Source organism: Chitinophaga sp. CF418, from assembly GCF_900142925.1.
Lineage (GTDB): Bacteria > Bacteroidota > Bacteroidia > Chitinophagales > Chitinophagaceae > Chitinophaga.
Map to the genome: position 1 here is coordinate 40,241 of NZ_FRCN01000020.1, position 18,348 is coordinate 58,588.

Below are 18,348 nucleotides of genomic sequence, written 5' to 3' on the forward strand. Positions count from 1 at the left end.
ATAAAAGCTGCAATATTAATTCAATCATGCGCACTTTTTTTACGTACAAAAATATTTTAATGTAAAAAATCATTCCCCGTTAATCCTGCTTTTAACAAACTCGTGAAAATATTCAGTATCCAAATCATTCATCGTCCGCACATTTTTTGAGGATGAAACAAGTTGAGTACTTCCTTTTGTCAGCTCATCAACACCCATGATGGTTCTTGACTGAAGTGCAAATTTTAAATCCGCCGAAGAAAACTTTATAAAATCCTCTTTAGTCAACACATGTCCCTCATCACATTTTCCAATGAATTCCATCATCAGTGCATGTACAATGTTCAACGTTCTAAATAGCTCTACAGGGAAAATGGCAGCAGCTTGTTCTTTACTTACCGAATGATCTTTTATAACAATAGCTATATCTGTTAACGCTTCTTCCAAAAAATGCTTTTCAATGATCAATGTAGCAAACGTCTTGAATCGTCCATGGAGGTGGAACAACATAACTATTAGTTCAAGCTGTTTCAGATAGAGCTGCTCACGATAAGGACTTGATCTTGACTTTGCGGTGTAGTAGAATCCTATAACCGCGGTAATTAGGGTAGCTATAATCCCAGCCAAACCTACAATCAGAGTAACAGAATTCGCGTCCATATAATGCAATTTGGAAAAGCCAGTCGAGTTAATGAGAAAAACTTAAGGGGGCATCAAATTAACTCCAAAACTGGTTAACAAGCCTCACCATCTCTTCGGCACTACTTATCGAATACGTAGGTCGGGCACTTTTCAACGCGACAACATCAGCGGACCCCCACATACATGCAACAGAAAGCACATTAGCTCTATTCGAGGCTATTATGTCAATATCGCGGTCTCCGAATGATAATACTTTTTGAGCTGGATATTTTAGGAAATCTAAAGCCTTTAATATAGGGTCGGGAGCCGGTTTTCTTCTATCAGTATCGTGATAACATACTTTAAAATCGTAGGGTAATTTCCAGAAATCCAAAACCTGTTCACAATAATAACTAACACTAGTTGTGACAATACAGATTTTTATCCCTCGTTGATTGAACTGCTGTACTGCCTCAATAATACCCGGATATAAGGTAAATTGGCCAATTTTGCTACAGGCAATTTTCCAGTTCTTACCCCTATGGGGCTCAGCAGGAGAAGAGTCAATTAAAGTTTGATCAAGATCAAAAATTAGTCCCATAATTTTGACTGATTGTTGTTTTTGGGCGTTTTTTTTGAAGGCGGTGCTGCTTTTTCTGCCTTAGGCTCTTTTGCTATTTTTACTGATTTATCTTTATTTGTTCCTTTAGCTTTGCTCTCACTAAGAGTCGATGTAGATTTTTTACCAGTTTTTGAACTCAATTCGGCAGATGCTATTTCTTCCTCGTTTTTACTGTGTAGGTCCTTTGAATTTTCGTCTTTTACCGGTTCCAAAGAGCTAAATAAATCCGTACCACTAATTGCTACAGAAATGTCAATGTCTGCCTTTGGACTGACTGAAGTATCAATAGAAACACTGCCCCGAGCTCTGAATGATTCTTTTAATGAAATAATTAAATCGTCTACCTCTTCCTTTAAATAAATGGGCCGAGCCTTTCTTTCGCGGATAAGAAGTTGATTTCCTTGTGTTTTTGGCTCTTTAAGATACTCCGAAGGATGATTTAAAGTGGCCAATACCCTATTGTTCTCAAGCGTAAACTTCACGGTATGCATAGTTCCACCTTTCACGTCAGTTTCAACTACAATTGTACCCAAACTCAGCCCAGCTTGAATCCTATCCCGCTCAATAAAAAAATTCGCTAAAGCAGTCTGTTTCACAAAATATTCTGAAACTAATACACCACCTTTTTCCAAAATTTGATCAGCTAATGCTCGATTCTCTTTAGGATATATTTTATCAAGGCCATGAGCTAAAACGGCTGTAGTGGTGCCACTAACGTTAAGAGCCCCCCTATGACCAGCAGTGTCACAGCCGACAGCGAGGCCGCTAACGATATTAAAGCCATTACTGGCAAAAACTTCAGACAGTCTGGTGCCTAACTTCATGCCAAAATCCGTGGGTTCACGAGTACCGATGATCGCTACCGTCGGTTTTTCCGACAGTAAAGAAATATCACCTTTATAATTCAGAATAATTGGTAAATCGGTCGTTTTAGCTAATAAGCAAGGGTAATTGTCATCCTTGAATGAAATCATCCTAATCCCGAGATGTTCTGATTCGGTTATAATTGCTTCTGTTTTTCTGAAAGCGTAATCAAAGTCTTCTTGCGAAAAAAGAGGTAACTTAAACAACTTACCCTTTTCGTTCAGGAAATCCATTAAATCTCTATCGTCAGACAAACTATAAGAGATTTCATTAATGAGTTTATGTGCTGTCTTGCGCCCAACCTTGGGCATAGACATTATTTTGATTATTTGTTCAATAGATAGATTATGCATTCAATAAAGCGTTAAACTGTGCAATTGGAACCACGTCGTTCAGATAGTCGTCGTAAGCTGTTTTACCAAGACAGAAAATATAAAATCTGGCTCTGGGCCATTCCACTCGAAGCGCACGGAGCATTTCTCCTGTGGTTATTCTTGCTGTGGTAACGTCATCAAGTATAAGAATATTTTTGTTATTGAGGTCAAATTTCTTATCCGCGACGCAATAACTCATGTGCATTGCCTCAAATCTTTCAGGCCTTGTCCTCAAAGTATGCATAGGCGGAGTTGCTTTTGTTTTCATCAAGATCTCTGGGCAGTATATAGAGGCGCAATTTTTTTCTAAATGATGTCCAATTACATCTAAGCTTTTGCTTCTGGGCTGGGGGTGTAATTCGGAACTTCCCAAAGCCCTTATAACATAATCAAATTTAATGTTCAGGTTTCTAAGTTCAGTTACAGACCACCTGGTCCATGCCTTTATAGTCGCTAAATCGCTTTCCTTAAATTTGATAATATAGTTGGAAAAAGTGCCTTCAGTATTCCGAAATTTTGATAAATAATAAACCAAATGCCAGGCATTGTGTACATGTAGCTGGGAATAGTCATTGGTGATATCAATCATGAGCGTTGTTTGAGGGATATTACAATGAGGTTGTTGAAAATACAGGTGGGATTTTCAAATAAGAAATGGCTACTCTTTCAAGTTAACACTATTGGCGAGTCGAATAGTTAATAACGTGTTAATGGCTGAAATTTTTCTGATGAAGTGTAACGGGAAATTTCCCTTTAAAAAGATATAAAAATATCATATTTTTAATCACGAGGCTCAAAACCACTGTACGTTCTCATGCAATTCGTAGCCATAAATACAAAATATGTCACGCCCAAAGGTATTGCTACCTATAAAAATCATACGAGAAATGTCTCGCTAAACAAAAAAGGAAGGTCGATTACGACCTTCCTTTTTTGTTTAGCGAGACTAGATTCTCCAAGAGCCTACGCATACAATAGTCCAGTTCAATCATAACGGGCTTTTTGATTGCCTTGCTGTACACAATTCAAATTCTGTCTGAAATAAAGACCGTTCGATATAATCTCCTAATCAATAATTTATCTCCCAGTCGATTCCAGAGTTTGAAGAACTAAATCTGTCCCATAAACCGAATGAGGCCCTAAAATTTTGAGTTGACATCGCTTTAACTGGAACATAGTACTTTAACTCAACTTTGCGCGCAGTTGAGTTCCAGTTTACTGGACCAGAAGACAGAATTTCTGACCATTCGCCTTCAGTTTGTATATATAAATTAATAGATTGCATTGAACTTGCAACGCCATCTGGTGACTCTCTGACAAGATTAAAGAATACTCTAACTTCGGCTAAAACATCATTCTGCTTATCATTTAGGAATGTAATTACTTTATTAGTTTCTCCGACTGATCTGCCTTCACTTCGCCTTAACGAATTGACATCAAATTTGAAATTTGAAATAGGCCCCAACGTCTTTTGGAAGCCGGACCCAATTGTTGCATTTACAACAATTGTTAAAGGTTTGTTTGTAGTCCTTTTAAAAATTTGTCTCTGCAGGTTACCGCCGAAAACAAAGGTCGTATTAGCCTTTCCAATGTGATCAGTAAAGCTTCCATCACCTACTGCTTCAACCGGTTCAGAAAAAGATACATTCGTAAGCCTTGGGCTAGCATTTTCACCCCCATCACGATATACACCAGCCAAAATAAATGTATTTGGATCTAATTCTTGCTCCATCCAAACATGAAATCCGTCTTGGACTACGCATTTTTCCCAGGCTGCAATTGATTCTCGTGAAAGCTTTTCAGTTGTCTGATCTAAGAATTCGCTGTTGGTATCACTATTGAAACCATATGTGTATAGCCTATTTTGAAATCTCTTAAATCCCCCGCTGTTTTGTTCAAAGCCTAAACCAACCAATACGCCATCTATTGGAACTGTGGCATTAAACTTAGAATTTTTATAATCTTCGTATGTTTGAATATTTTCTTGGTTTAAAATGTTAATCACCATTGTAGCTCTATCCCTTCTTTGAACTATCTTGTCTTTATCGGGAATGAGTACGTCTTTGCAGGATTGAGAAAAAGATTGCTTGAATGATGCGATTGCGAGTAGAATTAAAATTATATTTCTCATAACTCAAATTTAATTTTCATTCTATTGTTACATTTGTGTAATGCCCCGTGTAAATAATATATCTCTGTTGAAATAAAATGCGCGCTTGATTTAAAGTTATCGTAAGTGACACTATGTATCAATACCAACTAGTTTGTATTTTTTGCTGAGCATCTTTCCCCCTTTCGTCATAAAATGGTCCACCCTAAAACAGAGGATGGCTAAAATCCCGAAACGGCATAACAATTTTACTGTATGGGGGATAACGACTACCGCATAGCATTTTCTCTTGTACAATAAATAAAGCCCCTGGCAAAGCCAGGGGCAGTCCTGGAGTTTCCATCCCATAAATTTTAAAGACCAGATTACTTTTTCGTCCCGTAAGGTGGTTTATTAGTCGGTTTCAATGAAATATCATTGTCAGAAGCAATGTTTCTTACTGATGTATCAGTTCTCCCTGTCTTATACGCAAAAATAGGCGTAGGCGTATTGTGTTTAGCCCAATTCTCTAGCTTTCTCTACCACTTTTGGAGTAATCGGTTTGTCATTGTTAAAAGGTGTTCAGACCAATGTCTTCCAATGTGATATATTATTATTTATAATCAATTGAAAAAACAAATATATTTCAACAGAAGAGTACCTGATAATCGCTTTTTGCATTAGTATGATCAAAAGGCAGAAAAAAAACAACTCATGTGAGTACTTAAGTTATTGAAATAACGACTGTAAAATCTGACCTAATATTATTAAACCAACTATAAATATAGAGTTTGATGGACCAAACTGTTATGCAAAAAATTCAACAAGTGAGCCAGATTTACACACCTGCCTCGCCTGTTGAAATAAAAGGATTATTTTCTGGTAGACATGTACAGCTTTCAAAGGTAGTATCCTTTATAAATCAAAAAGGTTACCATATTATAATATTCGGTGATCGTGGTGTTGGGAAAACCTCCTTTTCAAATATTATTAAAATACTGTTTGAAAAACCAATTAGTCCGGTATCGAAGATCAGCTGTAATTCCGACGACACGTATGCTACACTATGGCATAACGTGTTTTCCCAATTGTCCATCAAATATGAGGTTGCGCAAGAAGTGATTGGCTTTAACAGTCCAACTGTTCTGAAAGAACACAACATACCTTTATCAAAACTAATTTCAGAAGAAATAGTCGACATTAAGGTGGTACTCAACCTTCTTAAAACACTCGGCCAAGCCATAGTTATTTTAGATGAATTCGACCGGCTAGATTCAGATAAGTTTAATAAACGATTGTTTGCAGATACACTTAAAGCGATTTCAGATACACTACCAGGAATCACGCTCATCGTAGTTGGCGTGTCAGAAGATGTAAACTCGTTGATTCAAGAACATGAGTCAATAGAGCGAAACATCGGGCAGATACATATGCCCGCAATGTCACCCTTGGAGGTTGAAGAGATTATCAGAAAAGGGGAACAGCCATTAGATATGACCTTTCAGGAAGATGTAGTTCAGAAAATAATCGAGCTAAGTTCAGGCTATCCACATTTTACTCATGCGCTTTGTCACCATGCGGCGACCGAGGCTATTTTCAATAGCACCGATGTTATTGATATAAGTCATTTGAATGTAGCCATCAAGAAGACGATAGACAGTGCACATGAAAGTTTGACTAATAGTTACCGAATTGCTACACTCGCTACCAAGGCAAACATATTTGCTGATGTTTTAAACGCGGCATCGTTAGTTCAAACCGACGAATATGGATACTTTCAAGCGAACGATCTGGAGAAAATACTTTCCAGGCTTTTACGCAAACGAAAGAAGGTCAATAATTTCACCTTTCATTTAGGCAAATTTTGTATTGCTGAAAGGGGGGAGATTTTAAAAGTTACCGGATCTAAGAATCGGCATAGATATAAATTTAAAAATCCATTAATGCGTGCGTTTATTCGTCTGAAAATGGAGACAGTTCCAACTGGTAAGGGACAAAGCACATTAAAGCCAGCATAATCTTTTTAAACAACTTTAACAATAGGCGTCCTGTCACTATTACGCACTCGGCTCAACCGATCAGGTATTCCGTTACAAATTAGTGCATGATCCTCGATCATTGCAAATCTTACATCAAACCGGAAATCCTATTTCAATGCTAAACACTTCTGCGGTTTCACTAATCTTGAAATGGTGGTTCCTGCCATACATATTATGCAAGCGTTTCTGCACGCTATTGATGCCGTGTTTACCTGAAGGATGTTCCTGGATAGGATATTTGTAATTGGTCATTCTGACCGTGAGGAAGTGATCAGTTAAATTAAGCATAATAACCGCAGGTCTCAACGGGTCATCAACAATACCATATTTAAATACATTTTCGGCAAGGGTCACAATGATCTGTGGCGGAATGCGGTAATCGGTGATATCGCTAGGCAGCTCTTTATGAATCTGAATGTAGATCTTGCCGAAGCGAAGTTCATTAATTAGAAGTAAGGTTTCCAGCTGGTCCAATTCGCTAGTAAGTAATCCTTTTCCATCCTCTCCAAGTTCAGTCATGGCGTTCCTAGTATAACGTGAGAGCAGTTCTATTATTCTATCATTTTTCAATGGAACACTGCTTTCAATAGGAAGCATGTTGAGCGCATTGAACAATAAATGTGGGCTTATTCTTGAAAATAGAATGTTGGTTTCAAGAACCTGTTCTCGTTTTGCTGAGTTCTTTATTTCGTAAGCGCTCCATAGGAAAAGAGAAAACACCATTCTTTGCCACGCGTGGTAAAAGGGGTTAACTATAAATTTAGTCGCCAAGGTGGAAAGAAATAGCGAAGGCTCGCTGGCAAACAAGGTATACGTTAGCAAATGTAGTACTGTATACAGCAACATACAAAGAATTATGATAAGAACTATAGCTATAAGTGAATAAGATCTTGACGAAAGTTTAGGAAATATAAAATGGACGTATAGAAAAAAAGAAGCTGCATCAATACATAAGAATACTAAGAATTGTGGCGTCTTGTCAGTAATTCCATTCGCCAGCAGTAGCATATAATCCATAGCCCCCAAAACGAGCAGTAGGATGACCTGGAAATTAATCGTAGTTGTACGCAGGGCAAATCCTCTAAATACGGGGTTAATTCCTGTGAGCATTTTACGGTTATCACTTAAAAAATGCGGGATGTGTATTTTTGTTTGTGGGTTCATTACAATGTTTTTAGATTCACTAATAATTAATAGAATTGTTAACCGTTTAAAACAAATTTCAAAATGAAAGGAATCGCAAAAGCAAAAGCTGTAAGAAGAACACTGTTCTCTTTTGCACCAACAAATGGTACGAAGATGTCACCAACCCCTACAACCGTTACTTCAGTTCCTACTATGATCTGTGTCAAATAGCAGGACATTGCACATGGCAATCTAATTGCCATGTGCTTGTTTTATTTTTTCTTTCAACTTTTTCCTAAACGTTCTACCTACCTCCAGCTTTATTTTGTTTATCAATTGTACGATTCCATTTCCTTCATAAAACTCGATGTGTTGCATATTGATGATATAAGATTTATGGATTCTAGCAAAGCGCTCCTTTCTTAGCTGTGACAGTATTTGTTTAAGCGAAATATGCGGCATGATCTGTTGCTTGTTGGTAAAATAAACCTTGCAGTAATTCCCTATGCTTTGAATGTAGAGGATCTCGTCTTGGTTCACTTTTGTTGTTTGCCTAGAAAGCGAATCCTTTAAGAATAATAAACTGGTAGTATCCTTTGCAGCATGATCAACGGTTTCTTTGCGAAAGCGGCATTTGGCAACTGCTTCTAAAAAAAGTGGATAACTGATCGGCTTCATTAAATAGTCGATGGCATTCAACCTATATGCTTCTACGGCAAATTGACTGTGGCCGGTTGTAAACACTACAAGTACCTTGTCCATAACCATTTTGCCTAGTTTAAGGCCAAAGGGGCCTTTCATTTCGATATCGAGAAATAGAATGTCGGGAAGTGCCTTTTCATTGGAAAGCATAGCCTGGGCTTTCAGCGGGTCTTTTTCGGCTCCCATAAATTCCAGACCTTGTGTAATTTTAATGAATGATTCCAGTTTATTGATTGCAGCCTGTTCGTCGTCGATAACGAAACATTTCAACAAAGTTTTTCCAGCTTGTTGCTGCGCCTTTACATTTAACATATTTGTGTTGACGGTTAACGATAAAACTTATAGGATCGGTAATTTGCCGATATGGGCAACCTTATTCAGCTTTAATAGCGCAGTGTAACATTTTCCAAACTATGGAGAAACACAGAAAGGTAGTGGAATCAGTTTTTTAGTATTGCAAACAATGTACCTATCGGTGTAAACTGTCTATCATTGAATCAGTTGCATATGGTTCTTTGTCTGAAGCTTTGGCAAAATAAATATAGGGTAATTTTTCTAATAGCTTATATGGTTATAAAATATATTTATTGGATTTATTTGCCGGTTTTTTGGGTGGATTTATGATAGAAGGTGCGGAAGGTATATTCCATAAATAATAACATGCTCTTCATCATTATTTAATCCGTTTGGATTTGCACTTGCCTGAAATATTATTGAGATTTGCTGCGTTAAGATATACATATGCAGCACCTGAATCAGCCTGATGAACAAACGCTCTCACAAAGTTTGCATGACGGAGATTATCTGGCATTCGAGGCTATTTATGACCTTTACAAAAAGCCGCTGTCTGCCAGGCTGCTGAAGCTACTGAAATCCCCCGAACAGGTTGCAGAAACCATACAGGAACTGTTTTTAAAGCTTTGGGAGAACAGGTCGAATATCAATCCTGAAAAACCCATTAAAGGTTACCTCTACCGCATTGCTGAAAACCTGGTGTACGACTTCTTCCGCAAGGCAGCAACTGATAGCAGGTTAAAAACAACCTTGTTGCGTTATACAGACAGCGCTTACAACAACATAGAAAAAGTGCTGTATGAACAGGAAAGCAGAGAGCTTTTATACCGCATCATAGATCAGTTGCCGCCGCAAAGGAAGAGAGTTTTTATCCTCTGTAAACTGGAAGAAAAAAGCTACCGGGAAATCAGCGAAACCCTGGGCATTTCTACAGCAGCAGTAAACGATCATATTACGAAGGCCAATGCGTTTTTAAAAAAATACCTGGCAGCACATCCTAACTTAGCAATCCCACTTATTGTTGGGTTTATACTACAATCCATTTAATTTTATTAGACTAAACATCAGCAACTTAACAAACAAACACGCTTTTTCTTTCAGCAGGAGCTATTGGTTTTTCCGTCATCTACGTATTGCTGTAAAAAAAAGACCGTGAAACCATATACCTACCTTAAAACACTTTTTCAAAAGTACAATTCTGGGAACATCCGGCAGCATGAGCTGGAAGAACTGCTTTCCTATTTCGACACAGAAGACAATCATCCCATCCCGGGACGTTTGATCCATGAAGCCCTCAACGATGAACATCCGGACGAAGCAGACCCGCACATGGAAGAGTTATTGCAGCAGGTAAAGCTTAACCTGCGCCGAAAAATAGTGCCGCCAAAAAGAAAACTACGTCTATGGTACCCTGCAGCTATAGCTGCATCAATGCTGATTGCAATCGGCTCCCTGGTGTATCTAACTAGGTACCCGGCAACATATAGCTCAGACAATAAAGTTACGGCAGCAGACATTATGCCCGGAGGCAACAAGGCCACCCTAACCCTGGCCAACGGCACTGTGATTGATCTGTCAAAAGTAAACGATGGAACACTTTATCAAGATCAGGATGTACATATCGAGAAGAACCAAAGGGGAATGATCAGCTATGTGCAGGACAGTTCAGGATCAGCCAGGCAAACCCTGGCCTTCAACATCATCCATACACCCAATGGCGGGCGCTTCCAGGTTATACTGCCCGATGGTACCAAGGTTTGGCTCAATGCCGCCTCAACGCTGAAGTATCCTCAGCGTTTCAATGCCAATACCAGAACTGTAGAATTAACCGGTGAAGCTTACTTCCAGGTTACACCCAACAAAACCAAACCCTTTATTGTAAAAAGCAGCGACCAGGAAATCAAGGTGCTGGGAACACAATTCAACCTCAATGCTTATATGGATTCTCCCTTTACCTTCACCACACTTCAGGAAGGCAGTCTTTTGGTAACCAACATAAAAACCAAAACATCCCTCAAAATTGCACCGGGCCAGCAGGCTGTCTCAGGCCAGGATAAACTGGAATCCCTAAATGTTGATGCATCGGCTTTCAGCAGCTGGCGGGATGGTATCATCTTGCTGAACAATGCCACGCTGGACATGGCCATCCCACAAATTGAACGCTGGTACGATGTTGAATTTGTAATTGAACCAGGCTTATCAAAAGTAAAACTATCAGGAGAACTCCCTATCAATACCCGGCTCACCGAGCTGTTGGCTGCATTAAGTACCCATACCGGCATTACATTCCGGTTAGAAGGAAGGAGGATAATGGCAAAAAAATAACACCCATCTAAGTCTTGGCTTTGGCAAAAAAATAAAAAGCCGGAGGTGTGGGCAACACATCCGGCAATAGCTAGGCTTATCAAATAAAAACCGTTCAAAGCATATTATTTAAACCACCTAACCCAACAAAAATATGAATTCTAAAGTTCATACCGGCATCACGTTCCAATTAAATGGTACCAGGCGTTATACCGGTACCAGAACGTTCTCCTATATAATGTTTGCACTACTGCTTAGCGTCTGTTCAGTCTTTTCTGCAAGTGCGCAAAAGATTACCCTCACAGCAAAAGCACAGCCGCTTACAAATGTTTTGCAGGAAATTCGCAAACAGAGCAGCTATGCCTTTATTTATGATGCCGATGCAAAGACACTGGCACGTCCCGTTACGCTCAACGTAAGCCAGAAAGATATCATGGAAGTCTTACCCCTGCTTTTCCAAAACCAGCCGCTGGAGTACAAAATTAACGGGAAGATTATTTCCATAATGGTCAAAAAAAGCAGAACAAAAGGCAAACAGCAGCCAGTAAAGGGATATGTAATGGATTCCCTGGGCAGGCCAATCCAAAACGTATCGGTCCGTGTAAAAGGGACAAACCTGGTAACGGTAACAGACAACTTGGGTGCATTTTCCTTTTCGGAAGTACCTGAAGGAGCTTTACTTCAGTTTAGCCTCATCGGGTTTGGTTTTGCTGAAGTCGCAGCAAACTTTAATGAAATGAAAGTAACGCTCAGGCTTCAGCCAGAAACCCTGGCAGAAGTCAACATCAATGTCAGCACCGGTTATCAGCAGATACCCAAAGACAGGGCTACCGGTTCTTATGCATTGATCGACAACCAGCAGCTCAACCGCCGGGTCTCCACCGGGATCATTGACCGCCTGGAAGGTATCACCACCGGTATGCTGTTCAACAGCAATCCAGTTGGTGCTGGTGTGCGCTCCAACATCTCTATAAGAGGGACTAGTACCATCTTTGCGAACGACAAGCCACTCATCGTTCTGGATAATTTCGAATACAATGGGGATATCAATAACATCAACCCCAACGACATTGAAAACATTACTGTACTCAAAGATGCCGCAGCAGCTTCCATCTGGGGTGCCCGGTCTGGAAATGGGGTAATTGTGATCACCACAAAGAAAGGAAGCCTGCGCACTGCCCCTGCCATTAACCTCAACGCTAACCTAACTATCGGTAATAAGCCTGATCTGTTTTATTCCAGGGGGCTTGGGCCTGCCGATTACATCGAACTTGAACGTTTTCTATTTTCCAGAAATTTTTACGACAGTTCCATCAGCAGTGCGCAAATGCCAGCGTTAACACCTGCCGTAGAGCTCATGGTCCTCAACCGGGCAGGTAAACTCTCCAACGCAGACCTGGAAACGCAACTGAATGCATTAAAGGCACATGATGTAAGAAACGATATGCTGAAATACCTGTATCAGAACAGCAGTAACCAGCAATATGCGTTGAACATAAGTGGTGGAACCAACCAGCAACGCTATTACGTTTCTGGCGGTTATGACCGCAACCTGTCCAATTCGAAAGGAGACAAATACGAACGCATTACCCTGAATGCCAGCAATACCTATAATCTGCTGAAAGACCGGCTCAACCTGACTACTTCCGTTATTTATACCGGAACAAAAAACACTGCAAACAGTTCTGGTGTCTATTATTCAGACAAACTAATTTTATATCCATATGCTCGGCTGGCAGACGACCAGGGTAACAGCCTGGCTATTCCCAAACTGAGAACCCTGTTTACAGATACCGTTGGAAAAGGAAGACTCCTGGACTGGTTATACCGCCCAATAGATGAAATCAAACTGGCTGATAACACTTCCGATCAAACCAATTACCTGTTGAATGTCGAGGCGCGTTACAAAATCCTAAAAAGCTTATCGACAGAAGTGAAATACCAGTATGGCAAAACCGTTATCCTTGACAGAAACCTGCGCAGCCAGCAAACCTACTATACACGCGATCTGATCAATCGCTACAGCTCCATCAACCAGAGCACTGGTGCAGTTACACGTAGAATTCCACTGGGGGGCATCCTTGATCTGACCAGTGGTACTGCTAAAACACAGAACCTCAGGTTCCAGGCCAACTATGCAAACAATTGGGCAGCCAAGCATGAGCTCAATGCCATTGCAGGTTACGAGATCCGCGATTATGGTACCGATCGTAACGGCAATCGTTTTTATGGTTATAACGACGAATTCGCCACACAAACGGATGTAGATTACCTCACGTTTTTCCCGATCATTTACGGCACAGCTACTTTAAGAATCCCCTCTGGCAGGTTCCTATCAGCAACTTCCAATCGCAACAGGTCTTACTATGCGAATGCCTCTTATAGCTACCTGCAGCGTTATACACTAAGTGCAAGCGCACGTAAGGACGAAAGCAACCTCTTTGGGGTCAACACCAACCAGAAAGGCGTTCCGCTTTGGTCAACAGGGCTAAAATGGGATATAGAAAAAGAAAAGTTCTTTAAAGTCTCCTGGATATCACAGCTGCATTTGCGTGCAACCTATGGGTATAATGGAAACGTTGACCAGAACGTAACTGCTTATCTAACTGGCTTAAACCGAACAGATAATGGCTTGGGGAAAACTTATACAGATATTACCAATCCGCCCAATACAAACCTGCGCTGGGAGAAAATCCGAATGACCAACCTGGGCGTAGATTTCTCCGTACTGAACAAAAGATTAAGCGGCAGTATTGAATATTACGACAAAAAGGGAACAGATATCATGGGTGATGCCACCCTGGCGCCTTCGGCTGGACTGTCTACCTTTCGCGGGAACACGGCCAATATCAAAGGAAATGGTTGGGACCTCACGCTCAATTCAATCAATACCACCGGTCAACTCAAATGGAATACCATGTTCCTGTTCAGTTATGCCAAGACCTCAGTATCAAAATATTTGCGGCAAACTACAGCTTTGAGCAGCTATGTAACCGGAGGTGACGACAACCCGATTGAGGGGAGACCCCTATTTGCGATATACAGCTACCGTTGGGCAGGATTAAGCAATACCGGAGAACCACAAGGATACCTGGACGGCATACCAAGTACTGCTTACAACAGCATTGCCAATTCTACTGACTTGAGCAATATGGTTTATCATGGCCCGGCCAATCCCACAACCTTTGGTAGCCTGATGAATACGTTCAGCTGGAAACAACTTTCACTGTCCTTTAACCTGATCTATAAATTCGGTTTTTACTTCAAACGTCCATCACTCAATAGTTACGCCCTTATTAACGGGCTTTTTTCAACGGGAGATATCGAATACGCACAAAGGTGGCAGAAACCTGGGGATGAAGCCAGTACCAATGTACCGGCACTCCTTTATCCCACCAATCAAACCCGTGATGACTTTTATCAGAACACGGCGATCATCGTAGAAAAAGGGGACCACATTCGTTTTCAGGACCTGCAGCTGGGTTACCGCCTGGGCCGGGACATCCTGAGAAAACTGCCGGTAAGCAGTATTGAAGTTTACGGTTATATGAACAACATTGGTTTGTTGTGGCGCGCAAACAAATATGGGATTGATCCCGATGTCAGTGGCCTACCCAAACCACGAACCTACGCTTTCGGATTAAAAATTGGAATGTAGTACAGTTTACAAAAAGAAGATGAAAAACCTTATACACCTCATGTTGGCTATTTTACTAACCAGTACGGCCTCATGTACAAAAGAATTTCTGGAAAAAAAGCCCAATAAAATGTTGATCACACCATCTACACTTGCTGATTACTGGTCCCTGCTGGACAACAGGGAGATCATGAACCGGACACCTGGTATGGGACAGTTATCCAGCGATGATCAGTTTTTCCTGTATGCCAATTACCAAACCCAAACTTTGGCCATCAGGAACATATACACCTGGAACAAGGAAATATACGACAACACCGATCCGGGAAATGACTGGAGAACTGGCTACAACCGGGTATTTTATGCAAACTGTGTGCTGGAAGGCCTGCAAACAATTAACAGAACCGCCGGGAACCAAACAGAATGGGACAACATTAAAGGTGCAGCGCTCTTTTTCCGGGCGCAGTCCTTTTATGACCTGGTTGAGATTTTTGGCAAACCCTATTCACAGACTGCTGCTACGGATCTAGGGATACCTTTGCGCCTTAGTCCTAATCTTGAAGAGATTTCCAAACGCGCAACCTTACAACAGAGCTACGATCAGGTTATTTCAGACTTGAACAGCGCAAAGAATTTGGTCCCTGCTGTTTTGGACAGCTATACAGCAAGGCCTGCAAAACCTGCTGTATATGCATTATTGGCAAGAATTTACCTGAACATGGGTGATTATACCAAAGCAGAAAATTATGCAGACAGCTGTTTGGCGATATATAACAAGCTTTTGGATTACAATACGCTTACGCTCAGCTCCACTGCTCCATTTGGCACCATAGAGCATCCGGAAATTATTTTTCAAACAATGACCCCAAACTCTTTACCATTGATCAGCAGGGCAAATACCCTGATAGATACACTCTTGTTGAAGTCCTACCCCACCAATGACCTGAGACCAGCAGCATTTTTCAGAACCAATCCTGCTGGTGCTTATTATTTCAAGGGAAGCTATACCAAATTTTCAGCACCATTCAGCGGATTGGCTACAGACGAAATGTACCTGATCAGAGCAGAAGGAAGAGCACGCAGAGGAGAAACCAGCCTGGCCATGCAGGATATCAACCTGCTGCTTTCTTACCGGTTTAAGAAAAACACGAATGGAACCAGCACCTACGTAAACCAAACAGCCGCTACATCAAAACAAGCATTGGATATTATTTTGGCAGAACGCAGGAAAGAACTTGTGTTTCGCGGCCTGCGCTGGTTGGACCTTAGAAGGTTGAACAGGGAACCCGATCGCCAGGTTACTTTACGCAGGCTATTAAATGGAACGGAATATAAATTGGAACCAAATTCACCACTTTATGTTTTCCCAATACCGTCCTTAGAGATCAGCATTTCCGGTCTCCAGCAAAATGAACGATAAATTAGCATTAGATAGAAATAGATTATGAAGACAATGAAATTTAAAATTAAAACAACAACATTGTTTGTACTGACTGCACTGCTTCTCAGCAATCAATCCTATGCGCAAACAACCAGATCCAAGTTAAAAGAAACCCAAACGGCAAGTATTACAATTGCATTTCCAAAAGATTCCGGTTACGATAGCTTACAAGTTGAATTTTGGAAAGAATATTTATCACACGGCGAAAAACTTGTGCTTACAAAATCAGGTAGTCTTAGTCCTGGACAAAACGCTGTTATAAATATTTCGGAGATCAACAAAACAGGATATTTTATCATTCAAGCTTTTAAGGGCAAAGGGGACTACGACTACTTTTCCTATTTTCCCTTAAACCCAGGTGACCACGCCAGTATCCAGGTAAAGGATCATAAACTACTCTTTTCAGGCAAAGGTTCAGAAAAAATGAATATCGTATATGAACTAGCCTTACTCAAACAAAATCTCGACGAAAGTTACAAGCCAAGACTATCGAAACAGGGCGAGTACCGATATCCTAGCGAAACGCTAAAATGGACTTATAATTACCTAAATCAACCACTGGACTCCCTGCTAAACCTTAAATTACAACACCTGGAGAAAAAGCGCCAAGGAATAACCTTACAAGAATATAACACCCTGAAAGCAAATATTATAACTCTGGATTATTTCAATCGATTCAATAAGTTTGGAAAGTCCCTGCATTTATCTGCTTCACCCAAGCAAGATAGCCTTGTTGCTGCGCCTTTTTTCAAGGACCTATACAATACGTACCTGAAAAACCTATCATTTCCTGAATTACCGCAAGAAATAATAACCTATTGTCCATACTATTCAGACTATGTCTCATCCAGAATAATACTCGAAAAAAAGCTGGATACCAGCGTCCCCAATGAACGACTACAGTTTTTTTTATCCAAAGTCAAAGCGCTCGCTCCCCAGCTTCGCGACAAAATATTAACAGAAAATCTGCTGTATAGATTATACCGGACGCCCGACGGAATTGATAGTACATTTTATGCCCAGGCAACGCAAACCATTACTACACCAAAGTATCTAAAATTACTGGTAGCTCAGAGAAACAACGTTACAACAGGGAAACCGGCTTATGATTTTACGCTCGAAGACACACAAGGCAAGCTAGTCAAGCTAAGTGATTTTAAGAATAAGGTAGTATTCCTGGATTTCTGGTTTACAGGTTGTTTTGGCTGTAATTCGTACTACGAAAATACTTTATCAAAAATAGAGGAACATTATAAGGGAAGCCAGGATATTGTAATCATCTCCGTTTGTATAGATAAGGATAAGAAAAACTGGCTGACCAGTGTTGCACAAAATCGGTATGCCAGTCCGGATGGTATCAATCTATACACCCAGGGAAAAGGTTCCAGCCATGAGCTAATTCAGCATTATAACATTATGGGATATCCTACATTGATCATCATAGATAAAGAAGTGACAATCCGGAATATTAATGGGGATGTTAAAAAATGGTCCGTAGAAAAAACTATCGGTTACCTGGATGGCCTGATCAAAAAACGAAATTTAGGTCAACGTTAAGTTTAATTGATTAAGTAAACTGACTAAGGTGTCTGAACAGATCAGACACCTTAGTTTCTTTTTAGGGCTCAATTTCCGTATATACCCCTTCAATACGCAATCTGGAATGATTCGGCAATTCCAGGTAAGCACAAGTGAACTCTGGGATGTCAAGGCATGTCCAGTCCACCCCTTTTACACCAGGTATCGGAGTTGTATCTGTAGGAGTAAAATAATAATCTCCAGGAGCATGAGATGTGGCGGCTATTGAACCAACACCAATAACAGAAAATAGCGCAATTAATGCAAGTTTGATCTTTTTCATAAACTATGATTTAGAATAATAAATTACCGGTGGCTTTTTTGAAAGTACAGGAGCCGATAACAACCTGCGTAGGTGTTAACAGAGTAACTTAGATCTGGGAGCAATACACTCCCAGATCCATTTAATTAAAGGTCAATATAACCTCCTACTATACGTGTCCTTGGTCCACTTTGCTCTTCAAGATAAGCACATGTGGCGTTTTGGTTATCGCCACAAGTGAAATCTTCACCTTTAATACCAAGTGGAGAACCACCTGTTGGAGTTGCATAATAATCACCAGGTGCATGCGTCGTGGCAGCAATAGAGCCTACACCGATGACAGAAAATAGCGCAATGAATGCGAGCTTAATCTTTTTCATAAAATCTGTTTTATTAGTTTAAAAATTGAATACCAGT

Annotated in this window: 16 protein-coding genes; 6 read left to right on the forward strand and 10 right to left on the reverse strand. The window is 40.4% G+C overall.

Annotation, left to right across the window (positions count from 1 at the left end):
* Window positions 1–69 precede the first annotated feature (69 nt).
* The 5 genes from F3I09_RS32180 to F3I09_RS32200 all read right to left on the reverse strand — a co-directional run bounded on the left by F3I09_RS32180 (window position 70) and on the right by F3I09_RS32200 (window position 4,591).
* Window positions 70–639: a hypothetical protein gene (locus F3I09_RS32180; RefSeq protein WP_149699162.1), complete on the reverse strand. Its 570-nt coding sequence runs from the start codon at window positions 637–639 to the stop codon at window positions 70–72.
* 58 nt (window positions 640–697) lie between these two features.
* Window positions 698–1,201, reverse strand: coding sequence for an HAD family hydrolase (locus tag F3I09_RS32185; protein WP_149699163.1), 504 nt, complete (start codon window positions 1,199–1,201; stop codon window positions 698–700).
* On the reverse strand, window positions 1,192–2,397 hold the full coding sequence (locus tag F3I09_RS32190; protein ID WP_188134045.1) for a DNA-processing protein DprA: 1,206 nt from the start codon (window positions 2,395–2,397) through the stop codon (window positions 1,192–1,194). The genes F3I09_RS32185 and F3I09_RS32190 overlap by 10 nt, the downstream gene beginning before the upstream one ends.
* Before the next feature lie 34 nt (window positions 2,398–2,431).
* The gene (locus tag F3I09_RS32195; RefSeq protein ID WP_149699165.1) at window positions 2,432–3,049 is read right to left on the reverse strand and encodes a hypothetical protein; all 618 of its coding nucleotides are present in this window, start codon (window positions 3,047–3,049) and stop codon (window positions 2,432–2,434) included.
* A gap of 480 nt (window positions 3,050–3,529) precedes the next feature.
* Window positions 3,530–4,591 carry a hypothetical protein gene (locus tag F3I09_RS32200; RefSeq protein ID WP_149699166.1) on the reverse strand — a complete coding sequence of 354 codons (1,062 nt, stop codon included), beginning with the start codon at window positions 4,589–4,591 and terminating at the stop codon, window positions 3,530–3,532.
* Window positions 4,592–5,343: 752 nt separating this feature from the next.
* On the opposite strand from F3I09_RS32200, the gene F3I09_RS32205 reads away from it, so the two are divergent.
* On the forward strand, window positions 5,344–6,567 hold the full coding sequence (locus tag F3I09_RS32205; RefSeq protein ID WP_149699167.1) for an AAA family ATPase: 1,224 nt from the start codon (window positions 5,344–5,346) through the stop codon (window positions 6,565–6,567).
* Between the two features lie 114 nt (window positions 6,568–6,681).
* Here the strand turns inward: F3I09_RS32205 and F3I09_RS32210 are convergent, their stop codons facing one another.
* Genes F3I09_RS32210 through F3I09_RS32220 form a run of 3 tightly spaced genes read right to left on the reverse strand, consistent with a single transcriptional unit; the run spans window position 6,682 to window position 8,727 of the window.
* Window positions 6,682–7,752, reverse strand: a complete 1,071-nt coding sequence (locus tag F3I09_RS32210; RefSeq protein WP_149699168.1) for a histidine kinase — start codon at window positions 7,750–7,752, stop codon at window positions 6,682–6,684.
* Between the two features lie 38 nt (window positions 7,753–7,790).
* Complete coding sequence (locus tag F3I09_RS32215; RefSeq protein ID WP_149699169.1) at window positions 7,791–7,976, reverse strand: hypothetical protein; 186 nt, start codon at window positions 7,974–7,976, stop codon at window positions 7,791–7,793.
* Window positions 7,966–8,727 (reverse strand): LytTR family DNA-binding domain-containing protein, encoded by a 762-nt coding sequence (locus F3I09_RS32220; RefSeq protein WP_149699170.1) that lies wholly within the window; start codon window positions 8,725–8,727, stop codon window positions 7,966–7,968. Before F3I09_RS32220 ends, F3I09_RS32215 begins: the two co-directional genes overlap by 11 nt.
* Window positions 8,728–9,156: 429 nt before the next feature.
* Between F3I09_RS32220 and F3I09_RS32225 the strand changes: the two genes are divergently transcribed.
* The 5 genes from F3I09_RS32225 to F3I09_RS32245 all read left to right on the forward strand — a co-directional run bounded on the left by F3I09_RS32225 (window position 9,157) and on the right by F3I09_RS32245 (window position 17,648).
* Window positions 9,157–9,756 carry an RNA polymerase sigma factor gene (locus tag F3I09_RS32225; RefSeq protein ID WP_149699171.1) on the forward strand — a complete coding sequence of 200 codons (600 nt, stop codon included), beginning with the start codon at window positions 9,157–9,159 and terminating at the stop codon, window positions 9,754–9,756.
* A 105-nt stretch (window positions 9,757–9,861) separates the two neighbouring features.
* Window positions 9,862–11,034, forward strand: coding sequence for a FecR family protein (locus tag F3I09_RS32230; RefSeq protein ID WP_149699172.1), 1,173 nt, complete (start codon window positions 9,862–9,864; stop codon window positions 11,032–11,034).
* A 133-nt stretch (window positions 11,035–11,167) separates the two neighbouring features.
* Window positions 11,168–14,671 (forward strand): SusC/RagA family TonB-linked outer membrane protein, encoded by a 3,504-nt coding sequence (locus tag F3I09_RS32235; RefSeq protein WP_149699173.1) that lies wholly within the window; start codon window positions 11,168–11,170, stop codon window positions 14,669–14,671.
* Between the two features lie 40 nt (window positions 14,672–14,711).
* Window positions 14,712–16,070 carry a RagB/SusD family nutrient uptake outer membrane protein gene (locus F3I09_RS32240; protein WP_223233458.1) on the forward strand — a complete coding sequence of 453 codons (1,359 nt, stop codon included), beginning with the start codon at window positions 14,712–14,714 and terminating at the stop codon, window positions 16,068–16,070.
* Between the two features lie 33 nt (window positions 16,071–16,103).
* Window positions 16,104–17,648: a TlpA disulfide reductase family protein gene (locus tag F3I09_RS32245; RefSeq protein ID WP_188134047.1), complete on the forward strand. Its 1,545-nt coding sequence runs from the start codon at window positions 16,104–16,106 to the stop codon at window positions 17,646–17,648.
* 61 nt (window positions 17,649–17,709) lie between these two features.
* On the opposite strand, the gene F3I09_RS32250 is transcribed toward F3I09_RS32245, so the two are convergent.
* Entirely contained in the window at window positions 17,710–17,952 is a 243-nt protein-coding gene (locus F3I09_RS32250) for a hypothetical protein (RefSeq protein ID WP_149699176.1), read from the reverse strand.
* Between the two features lie 125 nt (window positions 17,953–18,077).
* Complete coding sequence (locus F3I09_RS32255; RefSeq protein ID WP_149699177.1) at window positions 18,078–18,311, reverse strand: hypothetical protein; 234 nt, start codon at window positions 18,309–18,311, stop codon at window positions 18,078–18,080.
* Window positions 18,312–18,348: the final 37 nt, after the last annotated feature.